Raw genomic sequence first — 21,150 nt, 5'->3', positions numbered from 1 at the left:
CAATGGCGTGGAAATCCAAGCCAGATATGGCTAGTCGCCCGGCTCATGAGCCAAAAGCCGCTGACTTATGCCGATGCCGGCGTGTCGATCGCCGCGGGTAACGCGCTGGTGAAAACCATCGCTCCGCTGGCAAAATCCACCGCCCGTCCTGGCGCCAATGCCGAACTGGGCGGCTTCGGCGGCTTCTTCGATTTGAAGGCTGCGGGGTATGATGATCCGCTGCTGGTTGCGGCCAATGACGGGGTCGGCACCAAGCTCAAGCTGGCGATCGACGCGGGCCGCCACGAAGGCGTCGGCATCGACCTTGTCGCAATGTGCGTAAACGACCTTGTTGTGCAGGGTGCCGAGCCGCTGTTCTTCCTCGATTATTATGCGACCGGGAAATTGGACAATGATGTCGCCGCCGCGGTCGTCGCCTCGATCGCCGATGGCTGCCGGCAGGCCGGCTGCGCGCTGATCGGGGGCGAAACCGCAGAAATGCCCGGCATGTATGGCGAGGGCGACTATGACCTTGCCGGATTTTGCGTCGGCGCGGTTGACCGCGCCAAGGCGCTAACCGGTCAGTCGGTCAGGCCCGGTGACGTGCTGCTCGGCCTGGCCAGTTCGGGGGTCCATTCCAACGGCTTCTCGCTGGTTCGCCGGCTGATCGAGGTCAATAGCTGGAAACTTGATCGTCCCGCCCTGTTCGACGCCGACCGGCTGCTCGCCGACCATCTGCTCGAACCGACCCGCATCTATGTGAAAAGCCTGCTTCCGCTTGTCCGCGACGGATCGATCCAGGCGCTCGCGCACATTACCGGTGGCGGCTTGCTCGAGAATATCCCTCGCGTTCTACCCGAAGGCGCGCACGCTGTGGTCGATGCCGACGCCTGGGACCTGCCGCGCCTGTTCGCCTTCCTTCAGGCGGGTGGATCAATCGATCCGGGCGAGTTGGCCCGCACATTCAACTGCGGCATCGGCATGGTCGCCATCGTCAGGGCGGAGGATTCTGACCGGGTCGCGCAGGCTCTGAGCGAAGCTGGCGAGACCGTCCATCGCATTGGCGTTATCGAAGCGGGCGATTCCGGCTGCACCGTCAAGGGCAGCGCCGGCACTTGGAGCGCCCGCGAAACCTGGTCCGCCATCCATCATGGATAGGGCGCGGGTCGCGGTCCTGATTTCGGGCCGCGGGTCGAACATGGCTGCGCTGCTCTACGCCGGTCGCGCCGACGATTGTCCCTATGAGATCGCGCTGGTGAGCGGCGACCGGCCGAACGCGCCCGGACTGACTCTGGCAAAGGCCGAGGGCGCGCCGGTCGTGAGCCTCGACGCAAGGGCTCTTGGCAAATCCTACTGGGACGCCCTTAATGACGAACTTGAAAAGGCGAGCATCGACCTGATCGCGCTGGCCGGCTTCATGCGGATCATCCCGACGACCTTCGTCGAGCGCTGGGCTGGCCGGATCGTCAACATCCACCCTTCGCTTCTTCCTCGCTACAAGGGACTGCATACCCAGCAGCAGGCGCTCGATAACGGCGACAAGGTCAGCGGCGCGACCGTCCACCTCGTCACGCCCGAGCTCGATAGCGGCGAAATCCTCGGCCAAGTCGAAGTTGCGATTCTTCCAGGCGACAGCGCCGAGACGCTGGCCGGGCGCGTGCTGATCGCCGAGCACCAGCTTTATCCCCGAATCCTTGCCCGGTATGCCGCGCGCCCGTTCGAAGCGAAGTGGATCGAGGAACAGGTCGACGCACTTGCCTCGAAGCTTCCCGAAGTCATGCGCAAGTCGAGCCACGGCAGCCCCGGCTGGAGCGTTGGCAGCGCGAAGAGCGCCAAGCTGTTCGCGATTCTCGCCGACCGGCACCATGGCGAGGATGCGATCGGCCTGTTGGTCAAGGCTAGCGGCCCGGACGAAATGACCGGCCTGATCGAGGCCCAGCCCGATATCTATTATTGGCCGAAATATTATGGCGCGAGCGGCTGGCTTGGAATGAAGCTGAACCGGCGCGACGTCGAATGGGATCATGTCGCTGACTGGCTCGAGCGCAGCTGGCGCCAATGCGCCCCGCCCCGGCTTACAAGGCTGATGCGTGCGGCCGAGGAATTCTAAAGCCCGGCGGCGCCATGCGGACGCGCTTGGCGTCTAAGCTTTCGGGTGCGGCCCGATCGCGTAACCGATCGGCTTGAAGGTTCCGCCGTTGCTCGCATAGGCCGAGCAGGCGGTCAGGCCGATAACCAGCGGCATTTCGGCGCGAAAGCGTATAAAATCCCCGGGCCGGCTCACCGGGGGTTCAACGGTGATGCGCCCATCGCCGTGCACCGGTACGTTCATGAATATGTTGAACGCCACCGGGAGCATGTCGGGGTCAATCCCGAACGGCTCCAGCGCTTCGGCAAGATTGCCGAAACAGCCCCGGTGAACGGGCTGGTCAGGGTAGAAATGCCGGAACGTCGCCTCGCTGCAGGGTGTCAGCAGGAAGTCATGGGTTCCAACCCTGTCCTCGACGATCGTCAGCATCGGATTGGATCGGTTGGAATATAGGACGTCCCCGGTCGTCAGCTTGATCTTTTCGGCATAGTCCAGAGTCCGCCCGTTGGAGATAACCTCCTTCACGTCGTCGGCATTATAGGCCACTAGGTCCGCGACCTGTACGCCTTCAAGGTCGGTCACGGTCAGTTCCCGCCCTTCGCCAAGCAAGAAGGCAACCCCGCTGCGCGGTGGAATGATCGCATCAGTCATTGGCGCCGCGCCTTCCACTGAACGGGCATTGCCACCCGGCCGGGACCGCCCGGCCACTATACTGCCGCGCCTCGCTCGCTTCGCCGTGCCGGGCCAGCATCGGATTGATGGACCCGGCGATCTTGCGGTCGCGCTCTAGGATCGAATGGCGTAGTTTTTCATATCGGCCTTCGGCGCGAAGCGCCTCGAACTGGTCATGGAGGTTCAGGATCATCGCCGGCAGTTCGAACCGCCGGGCGGGCCGGCTGGCGTTGGGATGGAGGCCGACCACGAAGAAGGCCTCGCCGCCGAAGCTGAGCGAGAAGTGCGGATCTTTAGGATCGTCGCTGACCCGCTGGTCCCGGGGGATTCCGCGCCACTCATCCTTGTCGGTCATCGACTGAAGCCGATCCCAAAGCGCGCGTTCGAATTGCTCTTCGCTGAGGTCGAGAGGCCCCTCGAAGACGAAAGCCAGGCTGCGGAATAGGCCGGGGTCGCGACGATAGTCGGCGGCCCATTGGCGGGCGATATCGTGCATCCGAACATCGTCCCAAGCGCTGTCGATCCAGCGGCACGCGACAACGCGCAGCGTTCCCTTCGCCTGGGCGGCCTTGGCGCCGACACAGGGAAAATCCGAAGCACGAATGAAACGGGTGAGCTGATCCTCGATCAGCTCCTGGTGGTCGTAAGCCCAACTGTACATGGGCAATGGAACGGCCCGCGCGAACAAAGGTTGCAGCCCGCAACCCACCGCCGGAAAAGCGGCAGGCTGCGAACTGCTATGGCTGGCGGAATGGAACCCTCAGGCGGCGCGAAGCGCGTCCCTTGATCCGGCCGCGATCTGCTCAAGCTCCTCGATCAGGCTGGACTCCGCGACTTCGCGGGAAACCCTATCACCAAGCTCGGCGGCTGCCTCCGCAAAGCCCGGCTCGTCGAACATCCTGCGGATCGCCGCTTCGAATTCCTCGCGTGAACTAGTTGCCTGCAGGGCCAGGCCAGCGCCTCTGGCGGTCACGCGCACGGCATTATCGTGCTGGTCCCGGCCGTGCGGCACGACGATCATCGGCTTGCCATGAACAAGGCTTCGCGTGACCGTGCCGTGCCCGCCATGGGTAATAACCAGCTGGGCCAAAGGCATCACCCGGTCGTGGGGCGCGCTGTCGACGAGGCGGCAGTTTGCGGCCGGGCGAAGCTCGTCGGCACCAATCGTTCCGCCCAGCGTCACCAATAGACGGACAGGCAGGTTGGCGGCGGCATCGATGATCCGCTGGAGCACCCCGACATGGTCCTGGAAGCTGGTGCTGAACGCCAGGAGGATGAGTGGCCGCCGGTCGTCGAGGTCGAAAGGCGATTGCCAAGGCTGGACCCAGCTCGGCTCTGCCAATTGGGGACCGACGTAGCGGACGTTGGTAGGCAGCTGCTCGGGCGCGAAGTCAAACGCGCGGCTCGTCCCCAGGAATATCCTCTCCGCCGAATCATGCTGCTCCTCAAGGCTGTTGAGGAGGGCAAGGCCGAAATGTTCCCGGGCGCGATTGACCGCCGGCAGGCCGCTCATGAACAGTTGGCGATTGCCTTCTGCGACTTCGGCGTGCAACGCCAGATCCTCTTCGGTCACTGCGGGGGCCAAGCCTGGACCGAGCGGAGGCACGCCCTCCATCGGAAACAGGCTGATGTTGGCGGTGAGCACGGCATATTTCTGGCCAATCGCTTCACAGCCGATCGGCACGCCCAACAACATGTCGCTCGATATCACCAGATCTGCCGGCTCGCGCCTCAGTTCTTCGAGGATATCTTCCGCGAAAGCCTGCGCCGGGCCAGCCATGATCCGGTCGAGGACGCGCTGGAACTGCTCGGGCGGCGTATCGACCTCCCAGTCCCGGAACACGTCGCTGTCCTTGCTTCGGTCCGGCCGGCTCGGCGCCCGTGTCCAGGCAACGAAATCCAGGCCGCAGCCATCAGCCTCGACCTGGTTGCAGCGATCGCTCATCAGCCGGACGCGATGACCGCGGCTGCGCAGCTTGCGCGCTACCGTGACCGCCGGTCCGACCGAGCCGCCTCCCTCCCAGGTGGCTACCAGGAAGCTGTATGGCGATGTCGTAGTCATTTTAAGGTTCCTGTTTCAGGGTGTTTGAACAAGGCTGCACGATCGATCCCGACCGCCGCCGAACAGAGTTTTTCGACCAGGTCCCGATATTCGGACAGGGGGCGTCCCAGGTCGGTCCTGATAAGCTTCCAGACGTAGATGTCCCCGGCCACGACCAGCCCATCGAGTGCGCGGCGGCGATCCTCCTCGCTCATCGGCCCGAGCCATGGTTCGAACGCGGCGGCCATCCATTGCCGATGCATCGCACGACCAATGTCAGTCATCGCGCGCATCGCGGGATAGCGATCCTCCTGCGCCAGCGAGCGAAGGACCAGTTCACCAATTTCCTCATAATCTTTGACGAGCGCGCTGATCACACCCGCGGCGTCGCCGGGCCGGACTTCGCGCCGCTGGAGGATTTGCGCGCCCATCCGGTCATGGACCGCGGCCAGGAGCTGCTCCTTGCCGCCGAATCGGCGAATGACCGTCTGCACCGTGACCCCGGCATCGCGGGCAACATCTTCGAGCTTGATCTCGTCGAACCAATTCTGCCGAAGCTCTGCAGCGAAGGCATCGAGGATGCGCTCACCGGTCTCCTCCGCGGCGAGTGCACGCGCAGACTGGCGATAGGCGCGCCTGGGGGTCGAAATATTCATGCGAATCGCATTAACATGAAAATTCGGCAGCGCAAGATTTCATTTCAATTGGCATGACATGAAATGCGCTCTGCCCAAGCGCGAAAGCATGAAAAAGGCCGCCGGGTCGCCCCGACGGCCTGATTATTCAACGATGTCGCCGGTTTAGCCGACGATCTCTTCGTCCTTGAAGAAATAAGCGATTTCGATTGCCGCATTCTCGTCGCTGTCCGAACCATGGACCGTATTTTCACCGATCGACAGCGCATGGGTCTTGCGGATCGTCCCGTCGGCGGCGTCGGCCGGGTTGGTTGCGCCCATCACGTCGCGGTTACGGGCAACGGCATCTTCGCCTTCCAGGACCTGTACCACGACCGGCTCGCTGATCATGAACTCAACGAGTTCGCCGAAGAAGGGGCGTTCCTTGTGGACCGCATAAAAGCCTTCGGCCTGTTCCTTGGTCATGTGGATGCGCTTCGAGGCGACGACGCGCAGGCCGGCATCCTCAAGCATCTTGGTCACTGCACCGGTCAGGTTGCGGCGGGTGGCGTCGGGCTTGATGATCGAAAAGGTGCGGGTAACCGCCATGGGAAACTCCAAAGTCGACAGGGGTTGGGATTGGGCGGGCCCCTAGCCGCTCAGCCTTTCTTCGTCCAGCGTCCGTCTTCGCTCGACCAATAGTTGCGTTCCACCCCCTCGCGTCCCGCCAGTAGCTTCCACGCCATTCTCGCGCCCTTCAGGGTGGATTCGTCGAACAGGTAGAAGGCGCGCTCATAGCTCAGCGCTGCTTCGCGCCACTCACCGTCGGCGATCAGCAGGTTGCGCGCCTGGTTGGGAGAATCGGCACCAGTCGACAGCAGGATCGGCTGCGCGGCGTCGTCGGGCCCGCCCGCCATTCCATGGGGCAGGAAACTCACAGGACCCTGGTCCCACAGCAGCCTGTCGAGCTTGCCTAGCAGCACTTCGTCGGAGGCAACGACCAGCAGTCGCTGGCCTTCCTCGATCAATCGCCCGGCGATCGACGCGATCACCGAATCGGGTTGCAGGCCGCCAAGCTGGTAGAAGTCGACCCGCATCGCCCCGCCGGATCAGGCTTCCAGCACGTCCGCGACATATTGGTCGAGCAGGCGCACGCCATAGCCGGTCGCGCCCTTGTCGTAGGTAGCGCTCGGCTTGTCGGCCCAGGCCATGCCGGCAATGTCGAGGTGGGCCCAAGGCGTGCCATTTTCGACATAGCGTTGCAGGAACTGCGCGGCGGTAATCGATCCGGCCTCGCGGGGCCCGACATTTTTCATGTCGGCGATCGGCGAATCGATGAGCCGGTCGTAGGCTTCACCCAGCGGCTGCCGCCATAATTTGTCGCCGCTTGCCTCGGCGGCCTTGAGCAGGCTTCCGGCCAGTTCCTCATTATTGGCGAAGACGCCAGCATATTCATGGCCGAACGTAATGACCATCGCGCCGGTCAGCGTCGCCAGGTCGATCATTGCCCTAGGCTTCAGCGTGCGCTGCGCCCAGGTCATGGCATCGCACAGCACCAGCCGGCCTTCGGCGTCCGTGTTGATCACCTCGACAGTCTGGCCCGACATGGTGGTGACGACGTCGCCCGGCCGCTGCGCATTGCCGTCCGGCATGTTTTCGACCAGCCCGCAGATGCCGATGACGTTGGCCTTGGCCTTGCGTCCGGCGATCGCCTTCATCGCCCCTGCGACGGCGCCGGCGCCGCCCATATCCCACTTCATTGCTTCCATGTTGGCGGCCGGCTTGATCGAAATACCACCGGTGTCGAAGGTCACTCCCTTGCCGATGAAGACGACAGGCGCCTCGCCGGCCTTGCCGCCGTTCCACTTCAGGACCAGCATTTTCGGTTCGCGGACCGAACCTTGCGCAACGCCGAGCAGCGCGCCCATGCCAAGCTTGGCCATTTCATCGCGGCCGAGTACTTCGAACTCCAGCCCGACATTCTTGATGCTTTCGAGCACGCGCTCGACGAAGGTTTCGGGGTAGATGATGTTGGCCGGCTCGGTGACGAGCTCGCGGGTAAGGGCGATACCTTCGGCCAGCGGCGCGTACCGGCTCGCATAGCGCTCCCCGGCCCCTTCGCCGCCTCCGACGATGGTGATTTCCGTGAGGGTAGGCTTCTGCTTGTCCTTCATCCGGGTCCGGTAACGGTCGTGGCGCCAGGCGCGCAGCGCCGCCGCCAGCCCGACCCGCGCCGCTGCATCGGCGTCGAAGCCAAGCCCCTCAAGGTCGATGACCGCATGGGTCTCGCCCGACTGAAGCAGCTTGGCGACTGCGGTGCCGCCAAGCTTCTCCGCGCCCGCCAAGAGCGCCGTATCCGCGCCTATGCCGACCACCAACAGGCGGCGGCCGTCGTTACCCGACAGGAAGGTTTCGATCGATGCCGAAGCCTCTCCATCGAACCGGCTGCGCCTCATCGCCGCTTCGACGCCGGTCTGGTCGCTTCCCAGTCCGGCAACGCCCGGGCGCTTGCTGCCCGCGGAAGGCAGGACCAGCGCATAGTCACCGGAAGGGCGGGCATCGGCGAAGCGAATTTGCATGAATTTCCTCGAAAGCTGCTAAAAGTTTGCCGCTCCTTAAGCGCTGGGCCCCAAACAAGCAAAGGGGCGCCTCGCCGCAAGCCGGATTGCCGCCCGCTACCCAAGGTGCAATAGGCGAATCCGCATATATCCATAAACCGGGCGGGAATTACTGACTGTGCGATCGATCGGGCTGTGTATGTCGGCAATGCCGCTGCTCGTCGGGATGGCCGGCCCAGCCTACGCCCAAGACCAGCCGCTACCCTCCTCGTCCCTTGACGCCCAGCCGGTCGCCGAACCGATGGTCGACTTCGCAGCCGACGAGGTGTCCTACGACACCGGTGCCGACGTGGTGACGGCATCCGGCCAGGTCCGCATGGCGCGCGACGGCCACTATCTTGCCGCCGACCGGGTCACCTGGGAACGCAGCACTGGCATCGTCGCTGCCGAGGGCAATGTCGTCGTCCTCAGCCCGGAAGGCGACAAGCTGATTGCTGACCGGGTCGACCTTACCGACACGTTACGCGACGGGACGATCGACAACCTGCTGATCGTGCTTGAAACCGGCGGCCGGATCGCCGCGCAGCGCGGCACGCGCAAGGGCGACATCACCGAACTCGACAATGCCGTCTATTCCCCCTGCCCGGTGACCATGGCCGGCGGGTGCCCCCGCAATCCCAGCTGGAAGATCACCGCCGCGCGGGTGGTGCAGGACAGCAGGTCAGGGCGGGTGCGCTTTGCCGGCGGCCGCCTCAATGTGCTGGGCATCAAGATCCCGCTGCTGCCGGTTTTCTCGATTAGCGACGGGTCGCAAAAAGGCGGTGCCTCGGGCGCGCTAGTCCCCGGCATTCGAATCGACAGCAATAATGGGCTGGAACTGGACTTTCCCTATTATTGGCGGATCGATCGCAATCGCGACCTCACCGTCACGCCGCATATCTACAGCAATGCGGCGCCGGCGCTCGAAGGTCGCTGGCGCCACCTGACGTCACTTGGGGCCTATCAGGTAGGCGCCTTCGTCACTTATGGCGAAGTACCGGCGGCCGATCCGACCGCGGCCAGCCTTCCTGGCGACAGGCGCAACGGTTTCCGCGGCTATTTCGAGGCTAACGGCCGCTTCCAGCTCGATCCCTATTGGACCCTGACGGGCTCGCTGCGCGCCGCCACCGACAAGACGGTGACCCGGCGCTACGACATCACCCGCGACGACCGGCTGCGCTCCTTCATCAGCGCTGAGCGGATCGACCTCGACAGCTATGTCGCGATCCAGGGCTGGGCATTTCAAGGCCTGCTGAGCACCGACGTCCAAAAACGCATCCCGATCGCCTTGCCGGCGGTCGATGCCCGTTTCCGGTTGGGCGAGGTCCTTGGAGGCAGGGTCGAGGTTCAGGCCAACAGCCTGGCGATCCTCAGGGTCGACGGGCAGGACACGCAGCGCGCCTTCGCCAGCGCCCGCTGGGATATGCGGAGAATCACGCGGCTCGGCCAGGAATTGACGCTTACCGCCTATGGCCGCGCGGATGCTTATCACACCGACGAAACCGCCAAGACCCAGGTCGACATCTACCGCGGCCAGGAAGGTTGGCAGTTCCGCGGTATCGGTGCGCTTGCAGCGGACCTCAAATGGCCGCTCGTTGGTGGTTTATGGGGCGGGACGCAGCGGCTGACCCCGCGGATTCAGCTGGTACTGACGCCGCCGACGCCCAATTTGCGCATCCCCAACGAAGACGCCAGAGCGGTCGATCTCGAAGACAGCAACCTGTTCGCGCTCAATCGCTTTCCCGGCTACGACCGGTGGGAAGACGGTTCGCGCGTCACCTACGGCCTCGAATGGGCGTTCGACCGCCCGAACTGGTCGATCCATAACGTCATCGGCCAAAGCTACCGGCTGACCCGGGACCCCAGCCTGTTTCCCGAGGGTACCGGGCTTACCGATCGCTTTTCCGACATCGTCGGCCGAACCCGGATCCAGTTCGGCCGGCTCGTCGATGTCACGCACCGCTATCGCCTCGACAAGGACAGTTTCGCGCTTCGCCGAGCCGAAGTCGACCTGACCGTCGGCAGCGCCCGGACCTATGCGCAGGTCGGCTACCTGCTGCTCAACCGCGACATCGCGTCAACCGTCGAGGATTTGCGCGATCGGGAAGAACTTCGGCTGGCCGGGCGCTGGCAATTCCACCGCTATTGGTCAATCTTCGGGTCGACCGTTCTCGACCTTACCGGGAAGGATGAGGACTCGCTTAGCCTGGCCGATGGTTTCGAACCGGTGCGCCACCGGCTCGGCATTAACTATGAGGATGAATGCCTTGAGCTTGGCGTTGCCTGGAAGCGCGACTATGAGCGGATCGGGGAGTTCCGGAAAGGCAGCACCTTTTCGATCAATTTTACGCTGAAAGGGCTAGGCCGCTAAGCTGAGGTTCAGACCCAAACGGTAAACGGATAGCCCTATAGCATTGGCAATCAAGGAATTTTGAGGGGTGGCAGTGAAGAAGCAATTGGTCTCGCGGATCCTCTTGGGTGCGCCGCTAGCAGTCGGCGTCGCGCTGGCCTCGGCAGCTCTTGCACAGGACGCGCAGCAACCGGCGCAACGGCCGAGCAGCGTATCGACCCTTAACCTGCCGGCCAATCCGCAGCTTTTCGGAACTGCCCTGCCGTCGGTCGTCAAGGCGACTGCAATCGTCAATGGCGAGGTCATCACTCAGACCGATATCGATCAGCGGCTTGCCCTGCTCGCGCTCGGTGCGGAAAGCGAAATTCCCGCCGAGGAACTCGAGCGGGTCCGTCAGCAGGTGCTTCGCAACCTCATCGACGAGACTCTGCAGATTCAGGCCGCGAAGGCCGAAGAGATCGAAATCACCGAAAATGATATCGACAAGACCGTCGCCCGCGTCGCCGGCAACGTGAAGCAGACGCCGGAGCAGATGGCGTCCTACCTCAAGTCGCGCGGTTCCTCGATTCGCTCGATCCGTCGCCAGATCATGGGCGAAATCGCCTGGCGCCGTCTCCAGGCGAAGAAGATCGAAAGCTCCACCAATGTCGGTGACGAAGAAGTTCAAGCCGTAATCAACAAGCTGAACGCGTCGAAGGGCAGCGACGAATATCGGGTCGGCGAAATCTTTGTTTCGGCCAACAGCAGCAACGAGGAAAAATCGCTGGCCAACGCCCAGCAGATTTACGCCGCGCTCCAGCAGGGCGGGTCCTTTGTCGGTTACGCCCGCCAGTTTTCGGAAGCTTCGACGGCGGCCGTCGGTGGCGACCTGGGCTGGGTTCGCCCGGAACAGCTTCCCGACGTGCTAGCGACAACCGTCCGCCAGATGCGCCCCGGCATGCTCAGCCCGCCGATTAAGGTCCAAGGCGGCTATTCGATCATCGCAGTCCAGGACCAGCGCAAGGTGCTGACCGCGGATCCGCGCAGCGCGGTGCTGACCCTCAAGCAGGTTTCCATCCGCTTTCCGCAGGGCACGACCCGCGCTCAGGCCGAACCGACCGTCGGCCGGTTCGCCGCGGCGACGCTGAACGTGGGCGGCTGCGGCGGCGCCGACAAGTTGGCCGCCGATTTCAACGCGGAAGTGGTCGAGTCCGACCAGGTCAAGGTTCGCGACCTTCCGCCCGCCCTGCAGGATATGATCTTGGAGATGCAGATCGGCCAGGCCACTCGGCCCTTCGGCTCGATCGAGGAAGGTGTCCGGGTCCTTGTCCTGTGCGGCCGTGACGAGGTCGATCCGACCCTCCCAAGCTTCGACCAGGTCTATGCCCAACTGAACGAAGAGCGGGTCAACCTGAGGTCGCGCCGTTACCTCCGCGACCTTCGCCGCGACGCCGTCATCGATTTCCGCTAAGCGGGGAATGGACAGCGTCTGCCGTCCGCTTGCGGTTTCGCTTGGTGATCCCGCAGGGATCGGTCCCGAGGTCGTCGCCAAATGCTGGGACTGTCGCGACCGGTTCGGCCTGCCGCCGTTCGTGGCCGTCGGCGATCCGCGCAGCATCACCGCCGTGTGGGACGGCCCGATTGCCGTGATCGACGATCCCCGCGAGGCCGCACGGGCGTTCGATTCCGGGCTCCCAATCTTGGCGCTTGCCGCGGTCGAATCGGATGTTCCCGGTCATCCCAGTGTCGCGGGCGCCCATTGTTCGCTTGACGCGCTCGAACTGGCCGTCGGCCTCGCCCGATCGGGCTCATCGGCCGCGGTGGTCACCGGGCCGGTGTGCAAGCAGCAGCTTTACGGCATTGGCTTCAGCCATCCCGGCCAGACGGAGTTCGTCGCCGAACGGTGCGGCGTTTCGCCGGGCAATGTGGCGATGATGATGGCCGGCCCGAGCCTGCGAACCGTTCCCGCCACAACCCATCTCCCCCTCGCCGAGGTTGCCGGCAACCTCAGCAAATCGCTGATCGAAATGCGCGGTCGGGCAGCCTTACGCGGATTGCAGCGCAACTTCGGGATCGCCGACCCGCGCCTGGCGATTGCCGGGTTCAATCCGCACGCCGGCGAGGGCGGATCGCTCGGCCGCGAAGAAATCGACATCATTATCCCTGCCATAGAGACGCTTCGCGGCGAAGGTTGGCGGGTGACCGGCCCCCACCCGGCCGACACGCTTTTCCATGGGCCGGCGCGCGCCAGGTACGACGCGGCGCTGTGCATGTATCATGATCAGGCGCTCATCCCCTTGAAGGCTCTCCATTTCGAGGAAGGCGTCAATTTGACGCTGGGGCTTCCGATCGTTCGGACCGCGCCCGACCATGGCACGGCGTTCGACATCGCCGGCCAGGATCTTGCCGATCCGCGGGCGATGGCCGCGGCAATCCGGTTGGCCGCCGAGTGCGCGCGCACCCGGGCCCTTGCCGCGACCTGAGCCGATGGTCGAACCGCTTCGCGACGTCATTGCCCGTCACGGTCTCCAGGCGACCAAGGCGCTAGGCCAGAATTTCATCCTCGATCGCCAGCTGCTGGCGCGGATCGCCGCCATCCCCGGCCCGCTCGCCGGCGCGACCGTCTATGAAGTGGGGCCGGGCCCGGGCGGCCTGACCCGCGCACTGCTTGAAACGGGTGCGAAAGTCATCGCGGTCGAGCGCGACCGGCGCTGCGTCCCTGTATTGGCGGAACTGGAAAGCGAATTTTCGGAGCGGCTGACGCTGATTTCCGGCGACGCGCTGGAGGTGGACGAGCGGGCCGTGGCCGGCGATGGCGCGCACATTGTTGCCAACCTCCCTTATAATATCGGTACGGCGCTGCTGCTGCGGTGGATAGGCGGGCCGTGGCCACCTTGGTGGTCGTCACTCACCTTGATGTTCCAGCGCGAAGTCGCCGAACGGATCGTCGCCAGGCCGGACAGCGAACATTATGGACGCCTGTCGGTCGCGGCCCAGTGGCGGTCGAGCGCGAAGATCGCGATGACGCTCCATCGCTCGGCTTTCACTCCGCCGCCCAAGGTTGCGTCCGCGGTAGTTCACATCGTGCCGGCCGAACAACCCGAAGGCGTTTCATCACAGGTTCTGGAACGGCTGACGGCGGCTGCCTTCGGCCAGCGGCGCAAGATGCTGAGATCGAGCCTGAAGGCCTATCCGGGAGCGCTCGGCGCCATCGAGGAGGTCGGGATCGATCCGCAGCGCCGCGCCGAAACGGTCAGCGTCGGCGAATTCGTCGCGGTTGCTCGCCTGTTGTCCTAATTTTTCTTGGTTTCGGGCTGGGCCTTTGCGGCGGCCAGCGCCGGACCCCGGGCTATCGCGGTCGACAGCAGCGCGACCTGCGGACAACCGCCCGTCCCGCACAATTTCTGCAATTTGGCGAGATTTTCCCGGGCACGCGGGATCGCGCCCAGCTCGACCATCGCTTCGCCCTGTACCGCAAGCGCGTCGCGGTCGGTTGGTTCCAGCGTCAGCGCGCGGTTGGTGAGGCGGATCGCCTGCCCATAAAGCTGCTGCTTGATCGCGACCCGCGCCATGGCAACAAAAGCCGCGCGGTTCTTGGGATCGATCACTAGCGCCGTCTCGAGCGCGTCGTCGGCCTCGATGAGCTTGCCTTGCGCCAACAGCATCTCGCCCTGCTTCAACAGCGCCACCGACTGCGGCGCGATCTGATCGTCAGGCCGCTGGCCGATTACCGCGACCGACAGGGTCGAGGCGGCAAGGCCAAGACAAAGGACGAACGGGGTGAGGCGCATTATCTTCTCCAACCAACCTCCCGGACCTAGCACGGCCGGGCAAAACGCGCGATGAAAAAGCCATCGGTGCGATCATGGGCCGGGGTCAAAAGACGACCCGGACCGTCGCTGCGGCCACCATCGAACGGCACATCCTGCGCCACCCAAGATGAATGACGGCCTAAGAAGCCTTGAGCCTGTCCGGCACCCTCGGCCTCGATGATCGAGCAGGTAGCGTATACCAGCACGCCGCCCGGCTTTACCAGCGGCGCGCCGAGGTCGAGCAGACGCTGCTGGACGGAGACCAACCGGTCGAGCCGGTCGGAGGTCAGCCTCCAGCGCCCTTCGGGATTGCGGCGCCAGGTTCCGGAGCCACTGCACGGCGCATCGACCAGCACGATGTCGCAGGCGCCTTCGAGATCGGCCATCTGCGCTGCTTCCTGCCCGCCATTGAGCAGGCGCGTTTCGATCACCGCTCCCGCTCGGGCCGCGCGGTCGGGGAGCTGGGAAAGCCGGGCGCGATGGGTATCCGAAGCAATGATCTTCATCCCTGGCGCGGCGGCAGCCAGCGCCAGCGCCTTGCCTCCCGCACCCGCGCAAAGATCGAGCGCGATCAGTCCATCGCCGGGCCGGCAGGCCAGCGCGATCAGCTGGCTACCTTCGTCCTGCACTTCGACCAGGCCGTCCTTAAACTCATCGCGGTCGTCGACCCGGCTGTCAGCTGGCAAGCGCAGCCCCCACGGGCTGAGCCGGGTTGGTTCGGCACCCTCGAAGCGGCGTAGCATCTCCTCGCGAGCCGCCCGCGCGACATTGACGCGCAGGTCCAGCGGGGCCCGTTCGAGCAGTGCCGGCCACTCCCCTTCCCCGGCATGGGCCGACAGGCGATCCTTGACCCAAGCCGGGATGGACGCGGCCTGGGCGATGGCTTCGTCTTCACTGATCGGCTCGGGCCCATGCGGAGCGCCGTCAAACATCGCGCCGAGCACGGGATCGTCATGGGCCAAGCCAAGCATCGCAGCGCGCCCCGATTGAGGCCGCTCGCCGGCCCGGCGAATGGCACGGAATACCAGCTCGCGCACCGCTCGGCGGTCCTTGGATCCGGCATAGCGGCGGGTCTTGAAATAGCGCTGTACGATCGAGTCCGCGGGCGGGCCATCGTCGCGCGCCGAGGCGATCACCGTATCGAGAATCTCGATCGCTGCCTGGACTCGGGCCGACGGAGTCATCGGCGGCCACCGGCGATGACTGAATGCCGCTTCTGCGCGATGCTCATGCGCTTTGCCAAGGGCAGGTCAGCGCGTCGGATAATTGGGCGCCTCTCGTGTAATCGCCACGTCATGGACATGGCTTTCGCTGAGCCCCGCATTGGTAATTCGGACGAACCGGGCCCGCTTCTGTAGTTCGGCGATCGTCGATGAACCGGTATAGCCCATCGCCGCCTTCACCCCACCAACCAGCTGATGAACGACATCGCGGACGGGGCCCTTGTAGGGGACCTGGCCCTCAATCCCTTCCGGCACCAGCTTCAGTTGGTCCTTGATATCCTGCTGGAAATAGCGATCGGCCGAGCCACGCGACATGGCGCCGACGCTGCCCATCCCGCGATAGGCCTTGTAGGCACGGCCTTGGTAAAGGAAGGTTTCGCCGGGGGCTTCCTCGGTCCCGGCAAGCAGGGATCCGACCATCACGGTCGACGCGCCCGCGGCGAGCGCCTTGGCGATATCGCCCGACGTGCGGATGCCGCCATCGGCGATGACCGGCACGCCATTGGCGCCCGACATCGCGGCGAGGATCGCGCTGAGCTGTGGCACGCCCACTCCGGCGACGATACGGGTGGTGCAGATCGATCCCGGGCCGATCCCGACCTTGATCGCGTCGGCGCCGGCATCGGCGAGCGCCTTGGCCGCGTCGGCGGTCGCGACGTTTCCGGCAATGACCTGGACGGCGTTGGAAAGCGACTTGGCCCGTTCGACTGCCTTGCCGACATCGCGATTGTGGCCGTGCGCAGTGTCGATGACGATACAGTCGACGCCAGCGTCGATCAGCGCTTCGGACCGTTCAAAACCCTTGTCGCCGACCGTGGTAGCGGCGGCAACCCGAAGCCGTCCCTGCCCATCTTTGGTTGCAAGCGGCGAAGCGACGGCCTTTTCGATGTCTTTTACGGTGATCAGCCCGACGCAATGGTCCGCTTCGTCAACCACCAGTAGCTTTTCGATGCGGCGCTGGTGGAGCATCCGCCGGGCATTTTCCTGGCTGGTGCCGAGAGGCACGGTGGCGAGGTTATCGCGAGTCATCAGCTCGCTGACCGGCTGGCGCGGGTTTTCGGCGAAGCGGACGTCGCGGTTGGTGAGGATGCCCGCCAGCTTGCCGGATACTTCGACGATCGGGATGCCGCTGATCCGGTTGGTCTTCATCAGTTCGAGCGCTTCGGCCAACGTCTGGTCGGGAGTCATGGTGATCGGGTTGACCACCATGCCGCTTTCGAACCGCTTCACTGCCCGCACGGCGGCCACCTGGTCCTCGATTTCCAGGTTGCGATGAAGGACCCCGATACCCCCGAGATGAGCCATGGCGATCGCCATGTCGACTTCGGTGACCGTGTCCATCGCGGAGGACAGGATCGGGATGTTGAGCGGTATCTCGCGGGTCAGGTAGCTGCGGGTGTCGGCACTGCTCGGAAGCACGCTTGATTCAAGCGGCTGCAGCAAGACGTCGTCGAAGGTGAGCCCGAGAGGGATGTCGTCGTGAATCAGGTCGGCCATGCGGGCCTGTGACAGAGGAAGGGCGATTCGCCAACCCCGTCAGGATCGCGGCGACCTTGCCAGCAACCGGCGGGCGGCCTCGACATGCATCCGTTCGATCATCTCGCCCTCGAAGCGTTCGGCACCGCCGGTCGCCGCATCAACCAGACGCATGGCCCGCGCCACTTCCTCGTCCGACGGCGAAAAGGCCGCATGGCAAGGGGCGATCTGATTGGGGTGGATCAGGGTCTTACCGTCAAACCCCATCATCCGCGCCTCGGCGGCTTCGGCGGCAAAGCCTTCCAAGTCGTCGAGCGCATTGAAAACCCCGTCGAATGCCGCAATCCCGGCTGCCCGCGCCGACAGGACGATCATCTGCAGCGCGGTCTGCATCGGCGCCTTGCCCGCCCCGCGCGGCAGCCGAAGATCGGCGGCGAGATCATTGGTTCCCGCGATCAGCGCGACCGTCTCTTCTGCAATCGCGCGCGACGCCAGCACGCCTTTGGCCGTTTCGATCATCGCCGCCACCGGCTTGCCGGTATGGCTTCGCAGATAATGCAGGTCCTGTTGCGACTCGGCCCGCGGGACAATAACCAGGTCAGCTTCGCTGTGCGCGGCGGCCAGCACGTCGAGCCCATGCCATTGGGTGCGCACGGCATTGATCCGGATCGCGACCGGCATCGGCCAGGCTTCGTCGACCGCCTCCACCGCCGCTGCACGCGCTTCCTCCTTTTGTTCAGGCCCCACCGCATCCTCAAGGTCGAGGATGACGAGATCGGCGTCGCTGGCCCGGGCCTTTGCGATCGCGCGCGGGTTGTTCGCGGGCAGAAACAGCACCGCCCGCTTGTCGAACAGGTTCACCGCCATGCCGATTTTCCTTCCCTCTTTGCCGCAGGCTTTGCATCATGGCCCCATTGAAGGGGGTGTGAAATGCTGGAATTTCTGTTCGGACTGGTAGTTCTTGCGCTGCTGATCGTCATGATGAGCGTCAAGATCGTCCGCCAGGGCTATCGCTACACCATCGAGCGGTTCGGCAAATTCGTCCGGACGGCCGAGCCGGGATTCAACTTCGTCACCCCCTTTGTCTACCGCGTCGGCCACAAGATCAACGTGATGGAGCAGGTGGTCGACATTCCCGGGCAGGAGATCATCACCAGGGACAATGCGATGGTCGCGGTCGACGGCGTGGTCTTCTTCCAGGTACTCGACGCGGCAAAGGCGGCGTATGAAGTGAGCGACCTTTATGCCGCGATCATGGCGCTTTCGACCACCAACCTGCGCACCGTCATGGGCTCGATGGACCTTGATGAAACGCTTTCGAAACGCGACGAGATCAATGCCCGGCTGCTGTCCGTCGTCGACCAGGCGACCGAGGCCTGGGGGGTCAAGATCACCCGCGTCGAGGTCAAGGACATCCGCCCGCCGCAGGACATTTCCAATGCCATGGCAAGGCAGATGAAAGCCGAGCGCGAAAAGCGCGCTGCGATTCTTGAAGCCGAGGGCCTGCGCGCCGCCGCTATCCTCCAGGCAGAAGGCCTGAAGCAAGGCCAGATCCTGAAGGCCGAAGGGTTCAAGGAGTCCGCGTTCCGCGAGGCCGAGGCGCGCGAGCGGTCGGCCGAGGCCGAGGCCAAGGCAACCACCCTGGTTTCGGACGCGATCGCGGGGGGGAATGCACAGGCCATCAATTATTTCGTCGCCCAGAAATATGTCGAGGCGATCGCCGAGTTCGCCCGGTCGAGCAATGCCAAGACCATCCTCTTCCCCGTTGAGGCGACCCAGTTGATCGGCTCGCTTGGCGGCATCGGGGCAATCGCCAAGGAAGCACTCGGCGGAGAAGTCACCACCCCGGCTCCGCGACCGGCTCCCACCAGCCGTACCGGCCGTGGCACCAACCCGTCGGTTCCCGGCGTTGACCGGATCGAAGGCTGATGTTCGGCGACATCGAGGCCGGCTGGCTTTGGGCAATCGCCGGCCTCCTGTTGCTGATCGCGGAAATTGTCGCGCCGGGCTTTTTTCTTGTCTTTCTTGGCGCGGCGGCAATCGCCACCGGCCTGTTCACGCTTCTGTTCGACCTTGGCCTGGCGCCGCAGCTGGCATTGTTCGTGGTCTATACCGGCCTTGCCGTGATGATCGGGAAACGCTGGTACGCAGAGCCTGACACCGGACCCCACACCACCACGCTCAACGATCCCGCCCGCCGGATGATCGGCCGCATCGTGCTGGTTGTCGAACCCGTCGACGACCATGGCGGGCGAGTGCGCGTCGGCGACGGCGAATGGAGCGCTCGCGGCGGTCCGGCCGCCCCTGGCGATCGGGTTGAAGTGACCGGGGTTGACGGCAATTGCCTGACCGTGGAGCCTATCCGCATCCTTCCCCCTGCCTGACCCGGAGTCCCCCCGTGAACGATTTCAGCTATTCGCGTCGCCAGGCGCTTGGCGCCCTATCCGCGGGTGTCGCTGGCATTTCCCTTCCCGGCTGCGCGCCAACCCTTGTCGGAACGCCGGGAGCGGTGGCCGGCGATGGGGCAGCCAATGCCCTGATCGAGTCCTTCGGCAGCAATCTGCTGCGCCTTTCGCCCGAAGGCGCGACCAGCCTCGCGCTCGACGCCGGCGCCAATGCCGATCTTCGCTTCAAGCTCGCTGACCGCAGCCAGGCGGGCCAAGACCAGCTTGCCGGACAGTTGCGCGCTGACCTTGCGCGCGCAGAGATGGTCGACACCGCCAGCCTCAGCCATTCGACCCGCACCAGCATCGAGGTGGTCAAATCCGCCTACCGCACGGCGCTCGAGGGATTTGCCCAACCCTATGGCGATGTCGCGGTCGGAGGCTGGCGAAATACCCCCTATGTCGTGATCCAGAACGTCGGCGCCTATCTTGACGTGCCGCGCTTCCTCGACACCGACCATCAGGTGAAGACGGCGCCCGACGCCGAGGCCTATCTTTCCCGTCTCGACAGCTATGCGGTCCAGCTCGACGGCGAGCTTGGACGCATGAAAGACGCTGCCGCCAAGGGGCTGATCCCGCCGGCATTCCTGCTCGACAAGGCGATCAAGCAGATGGACCAGGCCCTTGGCGGTGCCCGCAAAGGCGGCGCGCTGGTCGAAAGCCTGGTCCGCCGCACCCGGAACGCGGGGATAGCCGGTAATTGGGGGCCGCGCGCGGACGCGATCGTCCGTGGCCGGGTTGCCCCGGCGTTGACCCGCCAACTCGACGAGCTCAGGGCGCAGCGCGGCAGGGCGACAATGGATGCCGGTCTTTGGGCCCGGCCGGGAGGCGACGCCTTTTATGCCTGGGCATTGAAGGCCTCGACCACGACCAGCATGACGCCGGAAGAAATCCACCAGATGGGCCTTCGCGAACTGGCTGAGCTGCACGGCCAGATGGATCCGATCCTGCGCAAGATCGGCTACACCCAGGGCTCTGTAGGCGACCGCATGAACGCGCTGGCCAAGGACCCCCGATATAAGTTCAGCGAAGGCGACAAGGGCCGGGCGGAGATCATGGCCTATATCCATCAATATCTCGACCGCTGGCGCAAACTGACCCCGCAGGCGTTCCGCACGCTGGTCCCCGCCCGGCTCGAAGTGAAGCGGCTTCCTCCCGAGGAGGAACCCGGCGCGCCAAGCGCCTATGGCGGTGCGGGCTCGCCCGACGGGACCATCCCGGGCAAATATTGGATCAACCTGCGCACCACCGACCTGCACAGCAAGTACAGCCTTCCCGACCTTACCGCGCATGAGGCCATTCCCGGTCATGTCTGGCAGGGCGATTATGCCAACCGGTTACCGCTGATCCGTACCTTGCTAGCCTTCAATGCTTTTTCCGAAGGCTGGGCCCTTTATGCGGAACAGTTGGTCGATGAACTCGGTGGCTATTCGGATTTTGAAGTCGGACGGCTCGGCTTTCTCCAGTCCCTGGCCTTCCGCGCCTGCCGCTTGGTAGTCGATACCGGCCTTCACGCGAAGCGCTGGTCCCGCGAACAGGGTGTGCAATTCTTCGTCGAGCAAAACGGGTCGAACCCGCTCGAGGTCGCCAGTGAAGTCGATCGCTATTGCAGCTGGGCTGGCCAGGCCTGCGGTTACAAGGTCGGCCACAGCGAGATCCTGCGCCAGCGGAGCAGGGCCCGGCAGGCGCTCAGCGGCGCCTACGACCTTCGCGATTTCAACGACACGCTGGTGAAGGGCGGCAATGTGCCGCTCGACGTACTTGCCCGCAATGTCGACTATTATATCGCCTCGGCGCGCAGATAGCTGTTACCAGTTGGAGGGGACGGTCCCATAGATTTGGGGAGCGCGGCTGCTGCTACGCTCCCCAGGGAC

At 64.5% G+C, this 21,150-nt stretch carries 20 protein-coding genes; 9 read left to right on the top strand and 11 right to left on the bottom strand.

Translation table 11 applies throughout. From position 1 onward, the window contains the following. Positions 1 to 45: 45 nt before the first annotated feature. A complete protein-coding gene (gene purM / locus FMM02_RS10060) occupies positions 46 to 1,137 on the top strand; it encodes a phosphoribosylformylglycinamidine cyclo-ligase (RefSeq protein ID WP_147494715.1) in 1,092 nt (363 codons plus the stop codon). Further along, positions 1,130 to 2,089, top strand: a complete 960-nt coding sequence (gene purN, locus FMM02_RS10055) for a phosphoribosylglycinamide formyltransferase (protein ID WP_147494714.1) — start codon at positions 1,130 to 1,132, stop codon at positions 2,087 to 2,089. Before purM ends, purN begins: the two co-directional genes overlap by 8 nt. A gap of 33 nt (positions 2,090 to 2,122) precedes the next feature. On the opposite strand, the gene FMM02_RS10050 is transcribed toward purN, so the two are convergent. From FMM02_RS10050 to FMM02_RS10020, 7 genes are all read right to left on the bottom strand, one after another. Beyond that, on the bottom strand, positions 2,123 to 2,719 hold the full coding sequence (locus tag FMM02_RS10050) for a DUF1989 domain-containing protein (protein ID WP_147494713.1): 597 nt from the start codon (positions 2,717 to 2,719) through the stop codon (positions 2,123 to 2,125). Continuing rightward, entirely contained in the window at positions 2,712 to 3,401 is a 690-nt protein-coding gene (gntA, locus tag FMM02_RS10045) for a guanitoxin biosynthesis heme-dependent pre-guanitoxin N-hydroxylase GntA (protein ID WP_147494712.1), read from the bottom strand. The genes FMM02_RS10050 and gntA overlap by 8 nt, the downstream gene beginning before the upstream one ends. A 99-nt stretch (positions 3,402 to 3,500) precedes the next feature. Next, positions 3,501 to 4,802, bottom strand: coding sequence for a nucleotide disphospho-sugar-binding domain-containing protein (locus FMM02_RS10040; RefSeq protein WP_147494711.1), 1,302 nt, complete (start codon positions 4,800 to 4,802; stop codon positions 3,501 to 3,503). Continuing rightward, complete coding sequence (locus FMM02_RS10035) at positions 4,799 to 5,437, bottom strand: TetR/AcrR family transcriptional regulator (protein ID WP_147494710.1); 639 nt, start codon at positions 5,435 to 5,437, stop codon at positions 4,799 to 4,801. Before FMM02_RS10035 ends, FMM02_RS10040 begins: the two co-directional genes overlap by 4 nt. A 144-nt stretch (positions 5,438 to 5,581) precedes the next feature. Next, positions 5,582 to 6,004 (bottom strand): nucleoside-diphosphate kinase, encoded by a 423-nt coding sequence (gene ndk, locus FMM02_RS10030; protein WP_147494709.1) that lies wholly within the window; start codon positions 6,002 to 6,004, stop codon positions 5,582 to 5,584. Positions 6,005 to 6,054: 50 nt separating this feature from the next. After that, positions 6,055 to 6,492, bottom strand: coding sequence for a DNA polymerase III subunit chi (locus FMM02_RS10025; protein WP_147494708.1), 438 nt, complete (start codon positions 6,490 to 6,492; stop codon positions 6,055 to 6,057). A gap of 12 nt (positions 6,493 to 6,504) precedes the next feature. Further along, positions 6,505 to 7,974, bottom strand: coding sequence for a leucyl aminopeptidase (locus FMM02_RS10020; RefSeq protein ID WP_147494707.1), 1,470 nt, complete (start codon positions 7,972 to 7,974; stop codon positions 6,505 to 6,507). Between the two features lie 178 nt (positions 7,975 to 8,152). On the opposite strand from FMM02_RS10020, the gene FMM02_RS10015 reads away from it, so the two are divergent. The 4 genes from FMM02_RS10015 to rsmA all read left to right on the top strand — a co-directional run bounded on the left by FMM02_RS10015 (position 8,153) and on the right by rsmA (position 13,618). Next, positions 8,153 to 10,363 carry an LPS-assembly protein LptD gene (locus tag FMM02_RS10015; RefSeq protein ID WP_147494706.1) on the top strand — a complete coding sequence of 737 codons (2,211 nt, stop codon included), beginning with the start codon at positions 8,153 to 8,155 and terminating at the stop codon, positions 10,361 to 10,363. 73 nt (positions 10,364 to 10,436) lie between these two features. Continuing rightward, positions 10,437 to 11,792 carry a peptidylprolyl isomerase gene (locus tag FMM02_RS10010; RefSeq protein WP_246104770.1) on the top strand — a complete coding sequence of 452 codons (1,356 nt, stop codon included), beginning with the start codon at positions 10,437 to 10,439 and terminating at the stop codon, positions 11,790 to 11,792. Between the two features lie 7 nt (positions 11,793 to 11,799). Beyond that, positions 11,800 to 12,804 carry a 4-hydroxythreonine-4-phosphate dehydrogenase PdxA gene (gene pdxA / locus FMM02_RS10005; RefSeq protein WP_147494704.1) on the top strand — a complete coding sequence of 335 codons (1,005 nt, stop codon included), beginning with the start codon at positions 11,800 to 11,802 and terminating at the stop codon, positions 12,802 to 12,804. A 4-nt stretch (positions 12,805 to 12,808) separates the two neighbouring features. Then, positions 12,809 to 13,618 carry a 16S rRNA (adenine(1518)-N(6)/adenine(1519)-N(6))-dimethyltransferase RsmA gene (gene rsmA, locus FMM02_RS10000; RefSeq protein WP_147494703.1) on the top strand — a complete coding sequence of 270 codons (810 nt, stop codon included), beginning with the start codon at positions 12,809 to 12,811 and terminating at the stop codon, positions 13,616 to 13,618. Here rsmA and FMM02_RS09995 read toward each other — a convergent pair. The 4 genes from FMM02_RS09995 to FMM02_RS09980 all read right to left on the bottom strand — a co-directional run bounded on the left by FMM02_RS09995 (position 13,615) and on the right by FMM02_RS09980 (position 17,693). Then, positions 13,615 to 14,112 carry a tetratricopeptide repeat protein gene (locus FMM02_RS09995; RefSeq protein ID WP_147494702.1) on the bottom strand — a complete coding sequence of 166 codons (498 nt, stop codon included), beginning with the start codon at positions 14,110 to 14,112 and terminating at the stop codon, positions 13,615 to 13,617. The two genes, rsmA and FMM02_RS09995, sit on opposite strands and share 4 nt — an antisense overlap. A gap of 26 nt (positions 14,113 to 14,138) precedes the next feature. Continuing rightward, entirely contained in the window at positions 14,139 to 15,317 is a 1,179-nt protein-coding gene (locus tag FMM02_RS09990; protein WP_147494701.1) for an RsmB/NOP family class I SAM-dependent RNA methyltransferase, read from the bottom strand. A gap of 66 nt (positions 15,318 to 15,383) precedes the next feature. Then, positions 15,384 to 16,853: an IMP dehydrogenase gene (guaB, locus tag FMM02_RS09985; protein ID WP_147494700.1), complete on the bottom strand. Its 1,470-nt coding sequence runs from the start codon at positions 16,851 to 16,853 to the stop codon at positions 15,384 to 15,386. Positions 16,854 to 16,892: 39 nt separating this feature from the next. Beyond that, positions 16,893 to 17,693 (bottom strand): HpcH/HpaI aldolase/citrate lyase family protein, encoded by an 801-nt coding sequence (locus FMM02_RS09980; protein ID WP_425473686.1) that lies wholly within the window; start codon positions 17,691 to 17,693, stop codon positions 16,893 to 16,895. Between the two features lie 69 nt (positions 17,694 to 17,762). Between FMM02_RS09980 and FMM02_RS09975 the strand changes: the two genes are divergently transcribed. Genes FMM02_RS09975 through FMM02_RS09965 form a run of 3 tightly spaced genes read left to right on the top strand, consistent with a single transcriptional unit; the run spans position 17,763 to position 21,081 of the window. Continuing rightward, positions 17,763 to 18,761 carry an SPFH domain-containing protein gene (locus FMM02_RS09975; protein ID WP_147494698.1) on the top strand — a complete coding sequence of 333 codons (999 nt, stop codon included), beginning with the start codon at positions 17,763 to 17,765 and terminating at the stop codon, positions 18,759 to 18,761. Then, positions 18,761 to 19,216 (top strand): NfeD family protein, encoded by a 456-nt coding sequence (locus tag FMM02_RS09970; RefSeq protein ID WP_147494697.1) that lies wholly within the window; start codon positions 18,761 to 18,763, stop codon positions 19,214 to 19,216. Before FMM02_RS09975 ends, FMM02_RS09970 begins: the two co-directional genes overlap by 1 nt. A gap of 14 nt (positions 19,217 to 19,230) precedes the next feature. Next, positions 19,231 to 21,081 (top strand): DUF885 domain-containing protein, encoded by a 1,851-nt coding sequence (locus FMM02_RS09965; protein ID WP_147494696.1) that lies wholly within the window; start codon positions 19,231 to 19,233, stop codon positions 21,079 to 21,081. Positions 21,082 to 21,150: the final 69 nt, after the last annotated feature.

Origin of the sequence: Sphingomonas xanthus (assembly GCF_007998985.1) — a bacterium.
Taxonomy (GTDB): Bacteria; Pseudomonadota; Alphaproteobacteria; order Sphingomonadales; family Sphingomonadaceae; genus Sphingomicrobium; species Sphingomicrobium xanthum.
Note: the sequence above shows the minus strand (reverse complement) of the source record. Positions and strands in the feature narration are given on the sequence as shown.

Coding starts and splice junctions, on each gene's coding strand:
- ndk (WP_147494709.1), bottom strand. CDS start 6,004: ATGGCGGTTACCCGCACCTTTTCGATCATCAAGCCCGACGCCACCCGC.
- FMM02_RS09995 (WP_147494702.1), bottom strand. CDS start 14,112: ATGCGCCTCACCCCGTTCGTCCTTTGTCTTGGCCTTGCCGCCTCGACC.
- purN (WP_147494714.1), top strand. CDS start 1,130: ATGGATAGGGCGCGGGTCGCGGTCCTGATTTCGGGCCGCGGGTCGAAC.
- FMM02_RS10035 (WP_147494710.1), bottom strand. CDS start 5,437: ATGAATATTTCGACCCCCAGGCGCGCCTATCGCCAGTCTGCGCGTGCA.
- FMM02_RS10050 (WP_147494713.1), bottom strand. CDS start 2,719: ATGACTGATGCGATCATTCCACCGCGCAGCGGGGTTGCCTTCTTGCTT.
- FMM02_RS10020 (WP_147494707.1), bottom strand. CDS start 7,974: ATGCAAATTCGCTTCGCCGATGCCCGCCCTTCCGGTGACTATGCGCTG.
- guaB (WP_147494700.1), bottom strand. CDS start 16,853: ATGGCCGACCTGATTCACGACGACATCCCTCTCGGGCTCACCTTCGAC.
- FMM02_RS10025 (WP_147494708.1), bottom strand. CDS start 6,492: ATGCGGGTCGACTTCTACCAGCTTGGCGGCCTGCAACCCGATTCGGTG.
- FMM02_RS09990 (WP_147494701.1), bottom strand. CDS start 15,317: ATGACTCCGTCGGCCCGAGTCCAGGCAGCGATCGAGATTCTCGATACG.
- FMM02_RS09970 (WP_147494697.1), top strand. CDS start 18,761: ATGTTCGGCGACATCGAGGCCGGCTGGCTTTGGGCAATCGCCGGCCTC.
- rsmA (WP_147494703.1), top strand. CDS start 12,809: ATGGTCGAACCGCTTCGCGACGTCATTGCCCGTCACGGTCTCCAGGCG.
- FMM02_RS10015 (WP_147494706.1), top strand. CDS start 8,153: ATGTCGGCAATGCCGCTGCTCGTCGGGATGGCCGGCCCAGCCTACGCC.
- FMM02_RS10040 (WP_147494711.1), bottom strand. CDS start 4,802: ATGACTACGACATCGCCATACAGCTTCCTGGTAGCCACCTGGGAGGGA.
- purM (WP_147494715.1), top strand. CDS start 46: ATGAGCCAAAAGCCGCTGACTTATGCCGATGCCGGCGTGTCGATCGCC.
- FMM02_RS09975 (WP_147494698.1), top strand. CDS start 17,763: ATGCTGGAATTTCTGTTCGGACTGGTAGTTCTTGCGCTGCTGATCGTC.
- gntA (WP_147494712.1), bottom strand. CDS start 3,401: ATGTACAGTTGGGCTTACGACCACCAGGAGCTGATCGAGGATCAGCTC.
- pdxA (WP_147494704.1), top strand. CDS start 11,800: ATGGACAGCGTCTGCCGTCCGCTTGCGGTTTCGCTTGGTGATCCCGCA.